Annotated in this window: 13 protein-coding genes; 11 read left to right on the forward strand and 2 right to left on the reverse strand. The window is 63.8% G+C overall.

Going from position 1 to position 14979, the window contains the following annotated elements; genetic code table 11:
* Positions 1 to 46: 46 nt before the first annotated feature.
* The 10 genes from CV_RS09540 to CV_RS09585 all read left to right on the forward strand — a co-directional run bounded on the left by CV_RS09540 (position 47) and on the right by CV_RS09585 (position 11985).
* A complete protein-coding gene (locus tag CV_RS09540; protein WP_011135503.1) occupies positions 47 to 874 on the forward strand; it encodes a ferritin-like domain-containing protein in 828 nt (275 codons plus the stop codon).
* A 22-nt stretch (positions 875 to 896) separates the two neighbouring features.
* Entirely contained in the window at positions 897 to 1112 is a 216-nt protein-coding gene (locus CV_RS09545; protein WP_011135504.1) for a hypothetical protein, read from the forward strand.
* 159 nt (positions 1113 to 1271) lie between these two features.
* Positions 1272 to 1691 (forward strand): hypothetical protein, encoded by a 420-nt coding sequence (locus CV_RS09550; protein WP_043595954.1) that lies wholly within the window; start codon positions 1272 to 1274, stop codon positions 1689 to 1691.
* Positions 1692 to 1716: 25 nt separating this feature from the next.
* Positions 1717 to 3063, forward strand: coding sequence for a tRNA 5-hydroxyuridine modification protein YegQ (gene yegQ / locus CV_RS09555; protein ID WP_043597746.1), 1347 nt, complete (start codon positions 1717 to 1719; stop codon positions 3061 to 3063).
* A 751-nt stretch (positions 3064 to 3814) separates the two neighbouring features.
* Complete coding sequence (locus CV_RS09560; RefSeq protein ID WP_011135508.1) at positions 3815 to 4915, forward strand: polyamine ABC transporter substrate-binding protein; 1101 nt, start codon at positions 3815 to 3817, stop codon at positions 4913 to 4915.
* 188 nt (positions 4916 to 5103) lie between these two features.
* A complete protein-coding gene (locus CV_RS09565; protein WP_011135509.1) occupies positions 5104 to 6012 on the forward strand; it encodes an ABC transporter permease subunit in 909 nt (302 codons plus the stop codon).
* On the forward strand, positions 6009 to 6848 hold the full coding sequence (locus tag CV_RS09570) for an ABC transporter permease subunit (RefSeq protein ID WP_011135510.1): 840 nt from the start codon (positions 6009 to 6011) through the stop codon (positions 6846 to 6848). Before CV_RS09565 ends, CV_RS09570 begins: the two co-directional genes overlap by 4 nt.
* 52 nt (positions 6849 to 6900) lie before the next feature.
* Complete coding sequence (locus tag CV_RS09575) at positions 6901 to 8376, forward strand: DUF3138 family protein (protein ID WP_011135511.1); 1476 nt, start codon at positions 6901 to 6903, stop codon at positions 8374 to 8376.
* A 263-nt stretch (positions 8377 to 8639) separates the two neighbouring features.
* On the forward strand, positions 8640 to 10358 hold the full coding sequence (gene argS / locus CV_RS09580) for an arginine--tRNA ligase (protein WP_011135513.1): 1719 nt from the start codon (positions 8640 to 8642) through the stop codon (positions 10356 to 10358).
* A 184-nt stretch (positions 10359 to 10542) separates the two neighbouring features.
* On the forward strand, positions 10543 to 11985 hold the full coding sequence (locus tag CV_RS09585; protein ID WP_158303311.1) for a PhoPQ-activated pathogenicity-related family protein: 1443 nt from the start codon (positions 10543 to 10545) through the stop codon (positions 11983 to 11985).
* Positions 11986 to 12013: 28 nt separating this feature from the next.
* On the opposite strand, the gene CV_RS09590 is transcribed toward CV_RS09585, so the two are convergent.
* Together CV_RS09590 and CV_RS09595 are read right to left on the reverse strand one after the other, a co-directional pair.
* The gene (locus CV_RS09590; RefSeq protein ID WP_052262539.1) at positions 12014 to 12646 is read right to left on the reverse strand and encodes a HugZ family protein; all 633 of its coding nucleotides are present in this window, start codon (positions 12644 to 12646) and stop codon (positions 12014 to 12016) included.
* Between the two features lie 31 nt (positions 12647 to 12677).
* Entirely contained in the window at positions 12678 to 14357 is a 1680-nt protein-coding gene (locus CV_RS09595) for a S53 family peptidase (RefSeq protein WP_011135516.1), read from the reverse strand.
* Positions 14358 to 14482: 125 nt separating this feature from the next.
* Between CV_RS09595 and CV_RS09600 the strand changes: the two genes are divergently transcribed.
* Positions 14483 to 14719 (forward strand): hypothetical protein, encoded by a 237-nt coding sequence (locus tag CV_RS09600; RefSeq protein WP_011135517.1) that lies wholly within the window; start codon positions 14483 to 14485, stop codon positions 14717 to 14719.
* The last annotated feature ends 260 nt before the right edge of the window (positions 14720 to 14979 follow it).

Genomic DNA, 14979 nt, shown 5'->3' on the forward strand with positions numbered 1-14979 from the left:
CGCCCAGGCTTGGCCTGGATGCGGGCCGGGCTTAGAATCCGCTCTCATGAACCACGCACAATCGCTTTATCCGCTGATCGAAAGGGCGCTGCTGTGCCCGGTGCTGGAAGACAAGCTGGCGCTGGCCGAGCGCCTGCATCGCGACTGGCGGGCCGGGATGCTGGCCCGGCTGGCGTCTCCCGCTCCTTATCCTTTGCCCGAGCCGGGGCGGCCCGAGCGGCCGGAGCTGGTGCACCCTGCCCGCGTGCCCAAGCGCAGCCTGTCCACCCGCCGCGGCCACGGCGCGCTGCTGCACGCGATCGCCCACATCGAGTTCAACGCGGTCAACCTGGCGCTGGACGCCGCCTGGCGTTTTCGCGACATGCCGGACGAATTCGTCGACGATTGGCTGAAGGTGGCGGCCGAGGAGGCCGGGCATTTCCGCCTGCTGCAGGGACGCTTGGCCGAACTGGGCTTTTCCTATGGCGATTTCCCCGCGCATGACGGCCTGTGGGCCATGTGCCGCAAAACCGATCGCGACGCGATGGTCAGGATGGCGCTGGTGCCCCGGGTGCTGGAGGCGAGGGGGCTGGATGTCACGCCCGGCATCCAGCGCAGGCTGGCTGGCATAGGCGATCATGCCAGCGTGGCGGTGCTGGACGTCATCCTGCGCGACGAGGTCGGCCATGTGCTGATAGGAAACCGCTGGTTCGTCCGGCTGTGCCGCGAAAGAGGGCTGGAACCCCAGGCCACTTTCCGCGGTCTGCTCGAACAGCACGCGATGCAGCTGCATCCGGGCGATTACAATCTGGACGCCCGCGCCGCCGCCGGTTTTTTCGCCGACGAGCTGGAAGCGCTGGCGCGTCTGACCGAATCCGTCTCAGACGGCCGTTGAATCTTCATCGAAGCAGATATTCATGATCAAGCTGATTTATCGCATGCGCGACAACCGCAGGCTGGCCACCGCCATGCTGCTGCTGTCCACGCTGGTCTTCATGCTGGCCTCCGCCCTCTGGCGCGGCGGCGCCGCCGACGGCGCGCTGGCCGCCTTGCTGTGCCCCTTGCTGCTGTTGCTGGCGCTGGCGGGGCAGCTGGCTGCGCTGTGGGCGCTTTTACAAAAACCACGAAAATAAAACGGCTTTTAAAAACAGCGGCTTAAAGTTGCCGCAATGCGTTGGACGGGCTTGACGCTGTCCTTCCGGCCGAGGATAATCGCGACCGGATAAAACTGAAAACAGGCTCCGCTATGGTGCGGAGCCTGTCGTTTTTTGCACTTGCGGAGTGTCTGCACCATGGAGCACCAGGTATTCCTGCGTAAGCTGGAAACCAATGCGCTGCCAGCATCGGATTTCAATCATCAAGCCCATCTGTACGCCGCCTGGGGCTATCGCCGGGAATACCCGGCGCCGGAGGCGGCGGCGCGCTGCGCGCATGCGCTGTCGCGTTTCGCGATGGCCAATGGCGCGGCGACCAAGTACAACCACACGCTGACGATGGCGCTGCTGGCCATCGCCTACAGCCGCGTCGAATCCAGTCCCGAACTGATGGAAGACTGGCCGGCCTTCCTGTGCCGCTGCGGCGACCTGGTCGAGAATGCCCGCGCCGTGCTCGAGCAATACTATTCCGCGGAGCGGCTGCAGACCGACTCCGCGCGCAAGGCCTTCGTCAAGCCGGACCGGGAGCCGCTGCCGGTCTCCTGCCTGCTCAACTGATACACCGAGAATTCCCCAAGCAATGATCAAAGCACCCGAACTCTTGCTGCCCGCTGGCACGCTGGACAAGATGCGCGCCGCCTACGATTTCGGCGCCGACGCCGTGTACGCCGGCCAGCCGCGCTACAGCCTGCGCGCCCGCAACAACGACTTCAAGCTGGAAGAGCTGAAGCAGGGCATAGACGAGGCCCACGCCCGCGGCAAACTGTTCTTCGTCGCCAGCAACATCCTGCCGCACAACAGCAAGATCAAGACCTATATGGCCGACATGGAGCCGGTCATCGCGATGAAGCCGGACGCGCTGATCATGGCCGATCCGGGCCTGATCATGATGGTGCGCGAGAAGTGGCCGGAAGTGCCCATCCACCTGTCGGTGCAGGCCAATACCGTCAACTACATGGGCGTCAAGTTCTGGCAGAAGCTGGGCGTGACGCGCATCATCCTGTCGCGCGAGCTCAGCCTGGACGAGATCGCCGAAATCCGCCAGGAATGCCCGGACATGGAGCTGGAGGTGTTCGTGCACGGCGCATTGTGCATCGCCTATTCCGGCCGCTGCCTGTTGTCCGGCTACTTCAACCACCGCGACCCCAACCAGGGCACCTGCACCAACGCCTGCCGCTGGGATTACAAGGTCCATGACACCGCGGGCGACGACGCCGGCGACGTGCAGGTGATCCAGTTCGACTTCAACAAGGCGATGGAAGAGGCCAACCAGAGCTTCTCGTCCTGCGGCAGCCAGCAGCGCCATCCGCTCGCCGACAAGACCTATCTGATCGAAGAGGGCAGCCGTCCGGGCGAGTTGATGCCCATCATCGAGGACGAGCACGGCACCTATATCATGAACTCCAAGGACCTGCGCGCCGTGGAGCAGGTGGAGAAACTGGTCAAGATCGGCGTGGATTCGCTGAAGATCGAGGGCCGCACCAAGAGCCTGTACTACGTGGCGCGCGCGGCGCAGGTGTACCGCAAGGCGATCGACGACGCCGTCGCCGGCCGCCCGTTCGACCTCGGCCTGCTGGCCGATCTGGACGGCCTGGCCAACCGCGGCTACACGCCGGGCTTCCTGGAGCGCCATCAGAGCCAGGACTACCAGAACTACCTGACCGGCCATTCCAAGGCCAAGCAGAGCCAGTACGTCGGCGACGTGATCGAGGTGGACGCCGAAGGCTGGGCGCTGATCGAGGTGAAGAACCGCTTCGCGGTGGGCGACAAGCTGGAAGTCATCCATCCGTCCGGCAACCGCGTGATTGAGCTGGCCGAGATGACCCGCAACGGCGAATCGGTGCAGGTGGCGCCGGGCAACGGCATGCAGGTGCGCATTCCGGGTCTGGCCGGCTACGACGGCAAGGCCTTGATCACCCGCTTGTTGTAAGCCCGTTTGGTTTTCGACCGCAAGGCTGCCTCTGGCAGCCTTTTTGCTTTGCATGGATCGCGATGGGCGGACATGGCCGGTGTTGCGAGATTTCCACGCGGCGCGCAGGGTGTCGCAGGCGCCTTTCTGATGAATGCCAATGTCTTGAAGTACTGGCCGGCAAGGCTGGCAGGAGGATGGGGAGGGCGGTCCGCTCAGCCGTCTGAACGTGAGCGCAAGCGGCTCACAGATGGTTTGTCTGGACGTTTACTTTCTGTCCGCTTGCGCACCCTTCGGAATATGATTAAAAAGTAGTGACATAAATATGAATGCGTTGATTTTATTAAACGCATCAGTGCAGTACGGAGACCAAGAGAGGAAACGATGATGCCCGCCGCCTGTCGCTGTCCAGTAGACTTCGCGCTTTTCAGCCATCCTTCCCGTCCGTTCGCGGAAGCCCCGCGCGCCGGTCCGCCTTCCCGTCCCTTCCCGCTCAGCTGAACCCATACCATCCGTTTGCCGTTTTACATGCTGTAACGCCGTAATCATTGCGGCCGGGGCCGCAAGGTATATGTTGGCATTATGCCGCCGCGCGTCTGCGGCGGATTGTCAGCGGCTAGACAGCATGGAACGCAGTGATTCGAAGTTCCGCCGCTTGGCGTGGCCGGTCAATATTCGGCATGTCCATATGACGCGCGTCGCCGCGTCGGGATCGCCGCAGGCCGCTCCGGGACGGGGACGTTTATGGTCGTGCCACTTTAGGAAGCCTGTCATGAAGAAGAAACTGGTTCGCAACGCGCTGTATTCGCTGCTGTTGCTGCTGCCGGCCGCCGGCGCGCTGGCGGCGGACAAGGTGCTCAACGTCTACAACTGGTCCGACTACATCGCCAAGACCACCATCCCGGGCTTCGAAAAGCAGACCGGGGTCAAGGTGAAATACGATGTCTACGACAGCGACGACACCTTGCAGGCCAAGATGCTGACCGGCCGCGCCGGCTACGACATCGTGGTGCCCACATCCAATTTCATGGCCAAGCAGATCGAGGCCGGCATCTACCAGAAGCTGGACAAGTCCAAAATCCCCAATCTGTCGCATCTGGACAAGGCGCTGATGGCCAAGATCGTCGACGCCGATCCCGGCAACGCCCGCGGCGTGCCTTGGGCCTACGGCACCGACGGCCTGGGCTACAACTACACCAAGGTCAAAGCGCTGCTGGGCGCCGGCGCGCCGCTGGACAGCTGGGACATCCTGTTCGATCCGAAATACGTGTCCAAGCTGAAGGGCTGCGGCGTATCGGTGCTGGACCAGGCCAACGACGTGTTCGCCGTCACCCTTCACCACTTGGGCAAGGATCCGAACAGCAAGAATCCCGCCGACTACCAGGCCGCGTTCGAGGCCTTGAAGAAGATCCGCCCCTACATCACCCAGTTCAACTCGTCTGGCTACATCAACGACCTGGCCAACGGCGACATCTGCCTGGCGCTGGGCTGGTCAGGCGACGTCAACATCGCCAAGCACCGCGCCGCCGAAGCCAAGCGCTCCTATCAGCTGGGCTACGTGATTCCCAAGTCCGGCGCGCCGATCTGGTTCGACGTGATGGTGATCCCGAAAGACGCGCCGCATCCGGAAGAGGCGCACAAGTGGATCAACTACATCGAGACGCCCGAGGTGAACGCCGAGATCACCAACGAGGTGTTCTATCCCACCGTCAACGCGGCGGCGCGCAAGTACGTGAAGCCCGAGATCGCCAGCGATCCCACCATCTATCCGCCGGAGTCGGTGATGAAGACGCTGTTCCTGCTCAAGCCGCTGCCGCCTGACATCATGCGGCTGCAGAACCGGCTGTGGACCCAGCTGAAGACCGGCCGCTGAGCGCGCTTCCCGCCGGGCGGTTTGGCCCGGCTTTCGCAAGCAGATAAAACAGTCCGCCGCCCGGCTGGTCCGGGACGGCAGGACAGCCGTGGAACATCGACCGCCCGTCCGGGCGGGCGACGGGTATCGGCGGGCGTGCCGCCGATGGGGAAGCAACGCTTTGACGCCTCGCGCGTCGTGGTGCCGCCATGAAACTACCGGATCTGAAACGTTGTCTGCCGACGGGCAGGGGGGCCGTGATAGGCGTGCCTTTCCTGTTTCTGTTCGTGTTCTTCCTGCTACCTTTCCTGCTGGTGGTGGGTATCAGCTTTTCCCAGCAGCAGCTGGGCATTCCGCCGTATACGCCGCTCACCAAGTTCGAGAACGACGTGATCGGCATCGCGCTCAACATCGGCCACTACAAGTTCATGCTGAGCGATGACCTGTACTTCGCCACCTACATCAGCTCGGTGAAGATGGCCTTCGTCTCCACCGTGCTGTGCCTGCTGATCGGCTACCCGATGGCTTACTACATCGCCAGGGCCGAGGGCGCGGCGCGCAACACGCTGATGATGATGGTGATGCTGCCGTTCTGGACCTCCTACCTGATCCGCGTCTACGCCTGGATCGGCATCCTGAAGAACGACGGCTTTCTCAACCAGTTCCTGCTGTGGCTGGGCGTGATCGACAGTCCGCTGCACCTGTACCACACCAATTGGGGCGTCTACATCGGCATGGTGTTTTCTTATCTGCCGTTCATGATCATGCCGTTGTACGCCCACCTGGTGAAGATGGACCTGACGCTGCTGGAGGCCGCCTACGACCTGGGCGCCAAACCGTGGCGCGCGTTCTGGCAGGTGACCTTGCCCCTGTCGAAGAACGGCATCATCGCCGGCAGCCTGCTGGTGTTCATCCCGGCGGTGGGCGAGTACGTGATTCCGGAGCTGTTGGGCGGCTCGGACACGCTGATGATAGGACGGGTGATGTGGGAGGAGTTCTTCAACAATATGGATTGGCCGATGGCCGCCACCGTCACCTGCTGCATGGTATTGCTGCTGCTGGTGCCGATGGCGCTGTTCCAGCACTACCAGGTCAAGAGCATGGAGGAAGCGCAATGATCAAGCCGAGCAAACCCTTGTCTTTCCTGGTGCTGGGGCTGGGCTACGCCTTCCTCTACCTGCCCATCGCGCTTCTGGTGATCTATTCGTTCAACGAGTCCAAGCTGGTGACGGTGTGGTCCGGCTTCTCCACCAAGTGGTACGCGGCGCTGCTGGAGGACGACGAGCTGATCAGCGCGGCCTGGCTGAGCCTGAAGATCGCGCTGATGACGGCGACGGCGTCGGTGGTGATGGGCACCTGGGTCGGCTTCGTGCTGGGGCGCTTTGGCCGCTTCCGCCTGTTCACGCTGTTTACCGGCATGGTCAACGCGCCGCTGGTGATTCCGGAAGTGATACAGGGCATCTCGCTGCTGCTCTTGTTCGTGGCGATGGAGCAGAGCTTCGGCTGGCCGGAGGGGCGCGGCGTGTTCACCATCTGGATCGGCCACGTGATGCTGTGCGTGTCCTACGTCGCCATCGTGGTGCAGTCGCGGGTGCGGGAGCTGAACCTGTCGCTGGAGGAGGCGGCGATGGACCTGGGCGCGCGGCCGCTGAAGGTGTTCTTCGTCATCACGCTGCCCTTGATCTCGCAGGCGCTGGTGTCCGGCTGGCTGCTGTCGTTCACGCTGTCGCTGGACGATCTGGTGCTGACCGCCTTCCTGTCCGGTCCCGGCTCCACCACGCTGCCCATGGTGATTTTCTCCCGCGTGCGGCTGGGCCTGAATCCGGAAATGAACGCGCTGGCCACCTTGTTCATCGTGCTGGTGTCGATGGGCGTGGTGGCGGCCAACATCTATATGAGCGCGATGACGCGCAAGCGGGAAAAGGAGATGAGGCTGGCTTTCGCCAACGGTTGAGATCGAATGCGGTGAAAACGACAACGGCAGTGCGGCACAAGGAGAAATGACGATGAAGAGGTTACTGATCAGCGCGGCGATCGCGGCCCTGCCGGGCATGGCGATGGCCGACGCCAAGGCGGACGAGATCGCCAGACTGAAGGCCCAGATGCAGAAGCTGCAGCAGCAGATGGCGGAGCTGCAGAAGGCGGTGGAGGCGGCGACGGCCCCGGCCGGCGGCCAGAAGGCGGCCGCCGCGGCGGGCGGCGAGGACGCCAACGCCGAGTTGAAGGAGAGAGTGGCCAATATGGAATTGAAGGTGGACAAGCTCAACACCGCCTCCACCGATGGCCCGATCGCCGGCCTGAGCGTCACCGGCTATCTGGATCCCACCTACATCTACAACCGCAACAACAACAGCTCCGGCTTCCAGTTCCTGAACCACCAGAATGTCTACGCCTACAGCAACAGCACCTTCGGCGACGTCTATCTGGACATCAAGAAAACCTTCGGCGTAGGCCCCACCGCGCCCAGCGCCGAAATCACCATCATGCCCAATCGCGGCAGCGGCAACACGCTGCTGGATGGAGGCAGCGGCAACAACATCATCAACACCGCGGTCATCAACTTCCCGCTGTCCGATACCTGGACTTTCAACGCCGGGCTGATGAACAGCTTCGGCGGCTACGAGGTGCAGCAGTCCAACCAGATGCTGACCCTGACCCACGGCCTGTTGTACGACTTCAGCGATCCGGGCAGCTATATCGGCGCCGGCTTCAACTGGAGCCACGACGTGTGGGCGTGGAAGTTCCTGCTGGCCAACGAGCAGTACCGCACCCATGCCAACCTGGCCAATACCGGCAACAACGCCTCCACCGGCAATCCTCAGGTGAAGAGCAACAATACGCCGACCTTCACCGCGCGCGTCGACTACACCTGGAGCAGCGCGCTGGACCTGGGCGGCTCGTTCAACGCCGGCCGCCAGACCTTGCTGACCGGCAATGCCTGCGCGGGCGGCTTCGGCTATCTGTGCGGCTCCGCCGATCCGTATTCCAATTACTTCTTCACCGAGGCTGACGCCAGCTACACGCTGGGCGACATCCAGTACAACGCCGAGCTGGATTACGGCCAGCAGCAGAAGGCGGCCTGGAATGGCGGCAGCGCGCAGTGGTACGGCGTGTCGCTGCTGGGCCACCGCAAATGGATGACGGACTCGCTGGGCAAGATGGGCGCCACGCTGCGCTACGACTACCTGAACAACAGCAAGAACGGCGGCGGCGGCGGCGGGGTGGCGCTGGGTTCCGGCGGCTTCGACGGCGTCAACGGCTTCGGCGTCGATCCGGCCTGCCTGGCCAGCGGTGCCGCCGACTGCAAGGGCGCCAACCGCATGGCGCTGACCGCCGCTCTGTTGTTCTTCCCGACCGACCAGTTCACGCTGAAGTTCGAATACCGGCACGACTGGGCCAGCCAGGCCGTGTTCCAGCGCAACGACGGCAGCATGAAGAAGAGCAACGACATGCTGGGCGCGCAGGCGGTCTACACCTTCTGATTGTTTTCCTCTCCCTTGGGCAGCGGCCGTCCGCTGCCTTTTTTATTTTCGCCGCTTCCCGATAAATGCCTATATCATTCCCGGCCGCTGGCGGCAAAAACAGGCCGTTATGCCGCGTGGGATCAAATGAACGGCGATTCCCGCCTTGAGAGACGGGATCAAGCATTGCCCGCTTGGGCTTAGGCGCATACAATCAAATACATATTTTTTTTCAGAAGCGAAGACATAATTTTTCGTTTTCGCGGCATTTCGTGGGGCTATCAATGACGATTCATCAACTGATCAACGAACGGGTACAGGCGGCGCTGGCGGCAGCCGGCGCGCCTGACGCGCCTGCCGTGGTCCAGCCGGCATCCAAGCCGGAATTCGGCGACTACCAGGCCAACGGCGTGATGGGCGCCGCCAAGGCATTGAAAACCAATCCGCGCGCGCTGGCCGAAAAGGTCGTCGCCGCGCTGGATCTTGCCGGCATCGCCGACAAGGTGGAAATCGCCGGCCCGGGTTTCATCAATATTCATCTAGCCCCTGAATATCTGGCCCGACGAAGCGAAGCCGCCCTGAAAGACGACAAGCTGGGCATCGCGCCGGTGAAGCCGCTGCGCGTGATGGTGGAGTACTCGTCGCCCAACCTGGCCAAGGAGATGCACGTCGGCCACCTGCGCTCGTCCATCATCGGCGACGCGCTGGCGCGGGTGATGGAATACGTCGGCCACGACGTGGTCCGCGCCAACCACGTCGGCGACTGGGGCACCCAGTTCGGCATGCTGGTGGCCTACCTGGTGGAAACCCGCCACGCCGGCGACGCCGACCTGCAGCTGTCCGACCTGGAAACTTTCTACCGCAACGCCAAGATCCGCTTCGACGAGAGCGAGGACTTCGCCAACACCGCGCGCGACTATGTGGTGAAGCTGCAGGGCGGCGACGAGGAGGTGCTGAAGCTGTGGCGCCAGTTCGTCGACGTGTCGCTGAAACACTGCGAGGACGTGTACGAAAAGCTGAACGTCGGCCTGAAGCGCGAGCACGTGCGCGGCGAGTCGTCGTATAACGACGACCTGCCGGTGATCGTGCAGGAGCTGCGCGAGAAGGGCCTGCTGACCGAGGACGATGGCGCCCAGGTGGTGTTCCTGGATGAATTCCGCACCCAGGAAGACAAGCCGATGGGCGTGATCGTCCAGAAAAAGGACGGCGGCTTCATCTACACCACCACCGACATCGGCGCGGTGCGCTACCGCCACCGCGAGTTGAAGCTGGATCGCGTGATCTACGTGGTGGACGCGCGCCAGAGCCAGCACTTCGCCCAGATGTTCACCATCTGTCGCAAGGCCGGTTTCGCGCCGGAAGCGATGAAGCTGGAGCATGTCGGCTTCGGCGTGATGATGGGCGACGACGGCAAGCCGTTCAAGACCCGTTCCGGCGGCACCGTCAAGCTGATCGAGCTGTTGAACGAGGCCGAGGAGCGCGCCTACGCGCTGGTGTCCGAGAAAAATCCGGACCTGTCCGACGCGCAGAAGCGCGAGATCGCCAACGCTGTCGGCATCGGTGCGGTGAAGTATGCCGATCTGTCCAAGAACCGGATGAGCGATTACATCTTCAACTGGGACACCATGCTGGCTTTCGAGGGCAACACCGCTCCGTATCTGCAGTACGCCTACACTCGCGTGCAGAGCGTGTTCCGCAAGGCCGAGGACTACGACGCCAACGCCAGGATCGTCATCACCGAGCCGGCCGAGAAGCAGCTGGCCGCCGCGCTGGCGCAGTTCGAGGACACGCTGAACTCGGTGGTGGAAGGCTGCTATCCGCACTATCTGTCGCTGTACCTGTACCAGATCGCCACGCTGTTCTCCCGCTTCTACGAAGCCTGCCCGATCCTGAAGAGCGAGGGCGAGGTGCGCGCCAGCCGCCTGCAACTGGCCGCGCTGACCGCCAAGACGCTGCGCACCGGCCTGGACCTGCTGGGGATCAAGGTGCTGGAATCGATGTAAGCGCCGTCCCTGGTTCGATGGAAAGCCCCGCCCGAAACGGCGGGGTTTTTTTATCCGCGGTAGCGGGCGGCTTTGGGCTGGCGGCCGCCATATATGGAACGGATTGCGCGCTCCCGGGTCCATTGCGAATGGGTTTTCCCCTATCCGTGACCATCCATCATCAAACAATATGAAGACCATTCCGATGAGCACTTCCCGACTGATAGCCGCGCGCCGCGCCGGCATCGCCCTCTGCCTGCTGCTGCCCGCCGCCGCGCAGGCCCAACCTGAACCGGCCGCCGATCCGCAAACCGTCCCGCAGTATCTGGCGCAGGCGAGGAGCGGCCAGCAACCCGCCAGGCTGCTTGGATCGAGTTCGGAAGATGGCGTAACCATCAACGAGTACGGCTTCGTGTCCCAGCGCTGGCCGCAGAAGGGCAGCACGCTGACCAGCGACGCGCCGCAATGGGAGCACGTGTTGAAACTGGCGGTGCCGGCGGGGCGCAAGCCGGGCTCGCCGGCGCTGCTGTACATCAGCGGTGGCAGCAATCATGCGGAAAAGGGCGCCCTGCCGCCGCGCGACCCGCTGCCGCTGGCCGAGCTGGCGCGCGAGCTCGGCATCGCGGTGGCCGAACTGTATTACGTGCCCAACCAGAATCTGAAGCTGGATGGGCAGCCCTCGGGGCGAGAGGACGCGCTGGTCGCCTATACCTGGCGCAAGAGCGTGGATCAACCGGAGGCCGAGCGCTTCAGCTCCCTGCATTTGCCGATGACGCAGGCGGCGACGGCGGCGATGGACGTGATACAGGGCAGTCTGCCTGACGTTCGCGCCTTCGTGTTGTCCGGCGGCTCCAAGCGGGGATGGACCAGCTGGCTGGCCGGACTCAACGATCAGCGTGTCCAGGCCATCGTGCCGGTGGCGGCGGATTTCTGGAATGTCCGCGTCAACTTCACTCATGTGTACAACAGCTATGGCGGACAGTGGCCGGTGGCGCTGCGCGATTACGTCGCCAACCGCATCACGGCGGATGTGCTCAAGGGCGGCGCGGGTTTCGACGCCTTGTTGCGCTTCGAGGACGTGATCAACTACCCGCAAGGCATGGTTCGTCTGAAAAAGTACATGCTGTCGGCGTCCGGAGACGATTTCGCGGTGCCGGACTCCGCCTGGAGCTATTTGCCGGCGCTGAACGGCCCGATGCAGCTGCGTTATCTGCCCAATCAGTCCCACTACGTCGGCAGCAGGCAGGTGAGCGAGGCCTTGCGCCAGTTCATGGGGCGCTGGCTGGCGGGCAAGCCCATGCCCGAGGCCCGCGTGGACGGGGATGAGCGCAGCGGACGGATCAGCGTCAGCACGCGGGAGGCGGTGAGCCGCGCCCGTTTGTGGCTGGCGCGCAATCCGCACGGCCGCGATTTCCGCTTCAACTCCGGCATCCGCTACCAGGACCGGCCGATAGCAGGGCAGTGCCGGAGCGGCGAGTGCCGTTTCGAGTTTACGCCGGACGCGACCCTGCCGGGCTGGCAGGCTTATTTCATCGAATTCGAGGGCAAGGATTTCACCTGGACCACGCCGCCGTTGATCTGGCCCAACCGCTATCCAGACGGTTCCAAAGTGCCTTTCGGCGCGCCGCGCCTGCAGCTGGGCGGCTGAGGCCGCTGGAGCGGCGCTGCCGTTGCGTTCACGCCAGGTTCCGCAAATGCTCGCTGAGCTGCCCGGTCGCGCGCGCCGTTTCCGGCCAGTCTACGCGCCGGTAGCGGCCATCATCCAATAGATCGGCGCCGAAGCAGTCGCAGCCCAGCAGCCGGACGGAGGCGGGCAGCGCCGTCTTCGCCTCGTCGAGCAAGGCTTGCTCCTCTTCCAGCCCCAGCGCCGGAAGCGCCGCCCAGGCGCTTTCCTCTATCCAGCCCATGCGCCCCATGCCGGCGATCAGCCGTTGCCGTTTGGGAAGCAGCCGGAAGAACATGAAGTCCAGCGCCAGCCATTCCTCCGCTTCCGGCAGGTAGCGCAACAGGCGCCGGCGCAGCGCATCGGACGCGTCGAAGCGCTCGACATCGCCCAGCATGGTCAGGCGGGCGGCCGACTGGGCGGCGTCGCCGCCAGGGTCCAGCAGCGACAGGCTGCAGCGCGGATCGGCCAGCAGGTTTTTGCTGTGCTCGGCCAGCGCGCTGGCCACGAATACCGGGCGGTGATGCTCGTCGCAGATGAATTGGACGGCGCTGGCGTACGGGTAGCCAGGGTATTGGCGAGACTGGGTGGCCAGCGTGGCGTGGCGGCACAGGTGCAGCAGGCTGATGGCGAGGTCGGGTTTCATGGCGCGGAGAAAGTAGGGCGATGCCGTCATTCTAAGCGGCGGCCCGGCCAAAGCAAACGCCCCGCGTACACGCGGGGCGTTTGCGGGCGGCTTCCGTCAGAAACCGGCGGTCTTGGCGATGAAGGCGTTGAGATTGGCGGATGTTCAAGCTGCCCCAGCCTGTGGTGTAGTCCCATCCCGCAGTGGCTTTGAACGCGCCGTTGCTGCCGCTGGCCACGTCGCGGTACAGCGAAGGATTGGCCTTGAAGTATTTGTAGATGGCATTGGCCGGCGAAGTCAGCTTGTTGCCATTGGCGGATTGGATGCGGATCCAGAAGCCGCTGAACAGCGGCGCGGCCAGGCTGGTGCCGCCTACCTGGTAAGTGCTGCCGGATACCAGCACCAGCTCGCCGCTGCCGGGGTCGGCGTCGAAGGCGATGTCCGGCACGCCGCGCTTGGTCTTGGCTGTGGTCAGCACGCCGGAGGCGGTTTGCCAGGATGGGGCGGCTTCCGTGGCGCTGGGACCGCCGCCGCTGCCGCTCCAGGTCTTTTCGCTGCCGTAGGCGGTCGTGCCGCCGGTGGTCAGCGTGGTGCCGCCCACCGCGATCACGTAGGGTGAAACCGCCGGATAGCTTTGATAGGCGCTACTGCCGCCGCACTCGTAGGAGCCGGAATCGCCGCTGGAGACGGAAAAGGTCTGGCCATGGGCGACGGCGGCCTGCAGCATCTGGTCGACGCTGGCGGTCATGCCGGACGCTTTCGCGCCCAGTTCGCATTCGCCCAGCGACACATTGATCACCTTGGCGCTGTTGGCTGCCACCGCCGCATTGATGGCCGCGGCGATGTCGGCGTTGTTCATCGACGGCGCGACGTAGAACTGCAGCTGCTTCAACGCGCCGCCGCTGGCGGCCAGCATGGTCTGGCTGTCCAGATTCCACTCCATGATGCCGGAGGTGTCGGCGCTGGGCGTGCCGGCGTTGACGATGGCGACGCTGGGCGCGGCGAAGCCGGCGCTTTTGGCGTAACTGTTCAGATCGGCCACCGTCTGGCTCAGATTGCCTTCGGCGATGATGCCGGCCACGCCGTTTTTGGCGGCGGGAAGGCTGGCGGCGTTGTAGATCGAGGCGAAGTCCGTCGGCTTGTGGGCGACGATGCCCGAGGCGGCCTTGCTCACGCTTTGGGCGTGGAAGGCCGCATGGAACTGATGGACGCTCTGCAGACCGTGCACCGCCAGCACGATCCCGGCCAGGCTGGCCGGCACCTGGGCGTTCTGGATGTTGGCGACCGCTTGTCTGCCGCCCACATCGTATCGGTGCAGCCGGGTCTGGAAGGCGCCGTAAACGGTGGCGGCGCTGCCTTCCGCCGTGACCAGCAGGTTATTGGGGGAGACGGCGATATTGCGGAAGCCGCTTTGCCGTAGATGGCTCACCACTTGTTGCGCTTGGGCCGCGGTGGGCGCGTATTGGCTCATGAACTGCGCGTCGCTGATGGGCTGTCCCTGCCCGGCCAGGATGTTGTCGGTGAGCGCGTTCAGCGAAGCCTGATTGCGCATCGCCAGGCTGACCGCGATGCGTACGACCTCGCCGCCGGCGATCTCTCCGGCATCCCGCGCGTTTGGAGCCAATTGCTGGGTTGGATGCGCCTGGGTGCCTGTGCTTATCCAACCGGCGGCCTGGACCGGGATGTTGAACAGGCAACCGAGCATCAACAAGGTCGTTTTATGGGTCTGCATGCCGCTTCTCCTGGAAAACCGCGCGGGGCCCGAGCATGAAGCCGCGCATGTTTTCTTGATAGTGTCCATTCGCTAGTCTGTAAAGCATTCACTCTTTAATTAATCGGTTTATTTGTAATGGTTGGATGCAAATCCGTGGCGCGCCGCTTGGGGTCGGCATCGAAGGCGATGTCCGGCACGCGCGCTGGAAGCTGAAATTGGGCAGCACGCCTGCGCTGGTTGGCCAGGCCGGCGCGCTTTCCGTGATGCTGGGACCGCCGCCCGTGCCGCTCCAGGCCGTTTCGCCGCCGTGCGCGGTTGTCCCGCTGGTGGCCAGCCTGGCGCCGCTCTCCGCGATCGCGTACGGCGAAACCGCCGGATAGCTTTGGTAGGGGAAATAGCCTTCTCATTCATTGGGACCGTTGTCGCCGGTGGGCATGGAGAAGGTCTGGCCGTGCGCGATGGCGGTCTAGAGCATCTGGTCGACACTGCAGGTCATGTCGGAGTAGAGGGCGCCCAGCTCGTCTTCGTCCTGCGACGCATTGATCGCCTTGGCGCTGTTGGCCGCCCTGCCGAGTGGATGGCAGCGGCGTCATCGATGGCGCCACATAGGATTGCGGCTGTTTCAGCGCGCCGCCGGTCT

The organism is Chromobacterium violaceum ATCC 12472 (assembly GCF_000007705.1).
In the GTDB taxonomy this organism is placed as follows: domain Bacteria; phylum Pseudomonadota; class Gammaproteobacteria; order Burkholderiales; family Chromobacteriaceae; genus Chromobacterium; species Chromobacterium violaceum.

Excerpts from the sequence above, each read along its gene's own strand:
- CV_RS09590 (WP_052262539.1), bottom strand. The coding sequence starts at position 12,646 with ATGAAACCCGACCTCGCCATCAGCCTGCTGCACCTGTGCCGCCACGCC.
- CV_RS09595 (WP_011135516.1), bottom strand. The coding sequence starts at position 14,357 with ATGCAGACCCATAAAACGACCTTGTTGATGCTCGGTTGCCTGTTCAAC.
- CV_RS09560 (WP_011135508.1), top strand. The coding sequence starts at position 3,815 with ATGAAGAAGAAACTGGTTCGCAACGCGCTGTATTCGCTGCTGTTGCTG.
- CV_RS09600 (WP_011135517.1), top strand. The coding sequence starts at position 14,483 with ATGCAAATCCGTGGCGCGCCGCTTGGGGTCGGCATCGAAGGCGATGTC.
- CV_RS09565 (WP_011135509.1), top strand. The coding sequence starts at position 5,104 with ATGAAACTACCGGATCTGAAACGTTGTCTGCCGACGGGCAGGGGGGCC.
- CV_RS09575 (WP_011135511.1), top strand. The coding sequence starts at position 6,901 with ATGAAGAGGTTACTGATCAGCGCGGCGATCGCGGCCCTGCCGGGCATG.
- argS (WP_011135513.1), top strand. The coding sequence starts at position 8,640 with ATGACGATTCATCAACTGATCAACGAACGGGTACAGGCGGCGCTGGCG.
- CV_RS09585 (WP_158303311.1), top strand. The coding sequence starts at position 10,543 with ATGAGCACTTCCCGACTGATAGCCGCGCGCCGCGCCGGCATCGCCCTC.
- CV_RS09545 (WP_011135504.1), top strand. The coding sequence starts at position 897 with ATGATCAAGCTGATTTATCGCATGCGCGACAACCGCAGGCTGGCCACC.
- CV_RS09570 (WP_011135510.1), top strand. The coding sequence starts at position 6,009 with ATGATCAAGCCGAGCAAACCCTTGTCTTTCCTGGTGCTGGGGCTGGGC.
- CV_RS09550 (WP_043595954.1), top strand. The coding sequence starts at position 1,272 with ATGGAGCACCAGGTATTCCTGCGTAAGCTGGAAACCAATGCGCTGCCA.
- CV_RS09540 (WP_011135503.1), top strand. The coding sequence starts at position 47 with ATGAACCACGCACAATCGCTTTATCCGCTGATCGAAAGGGCGCTGCTG.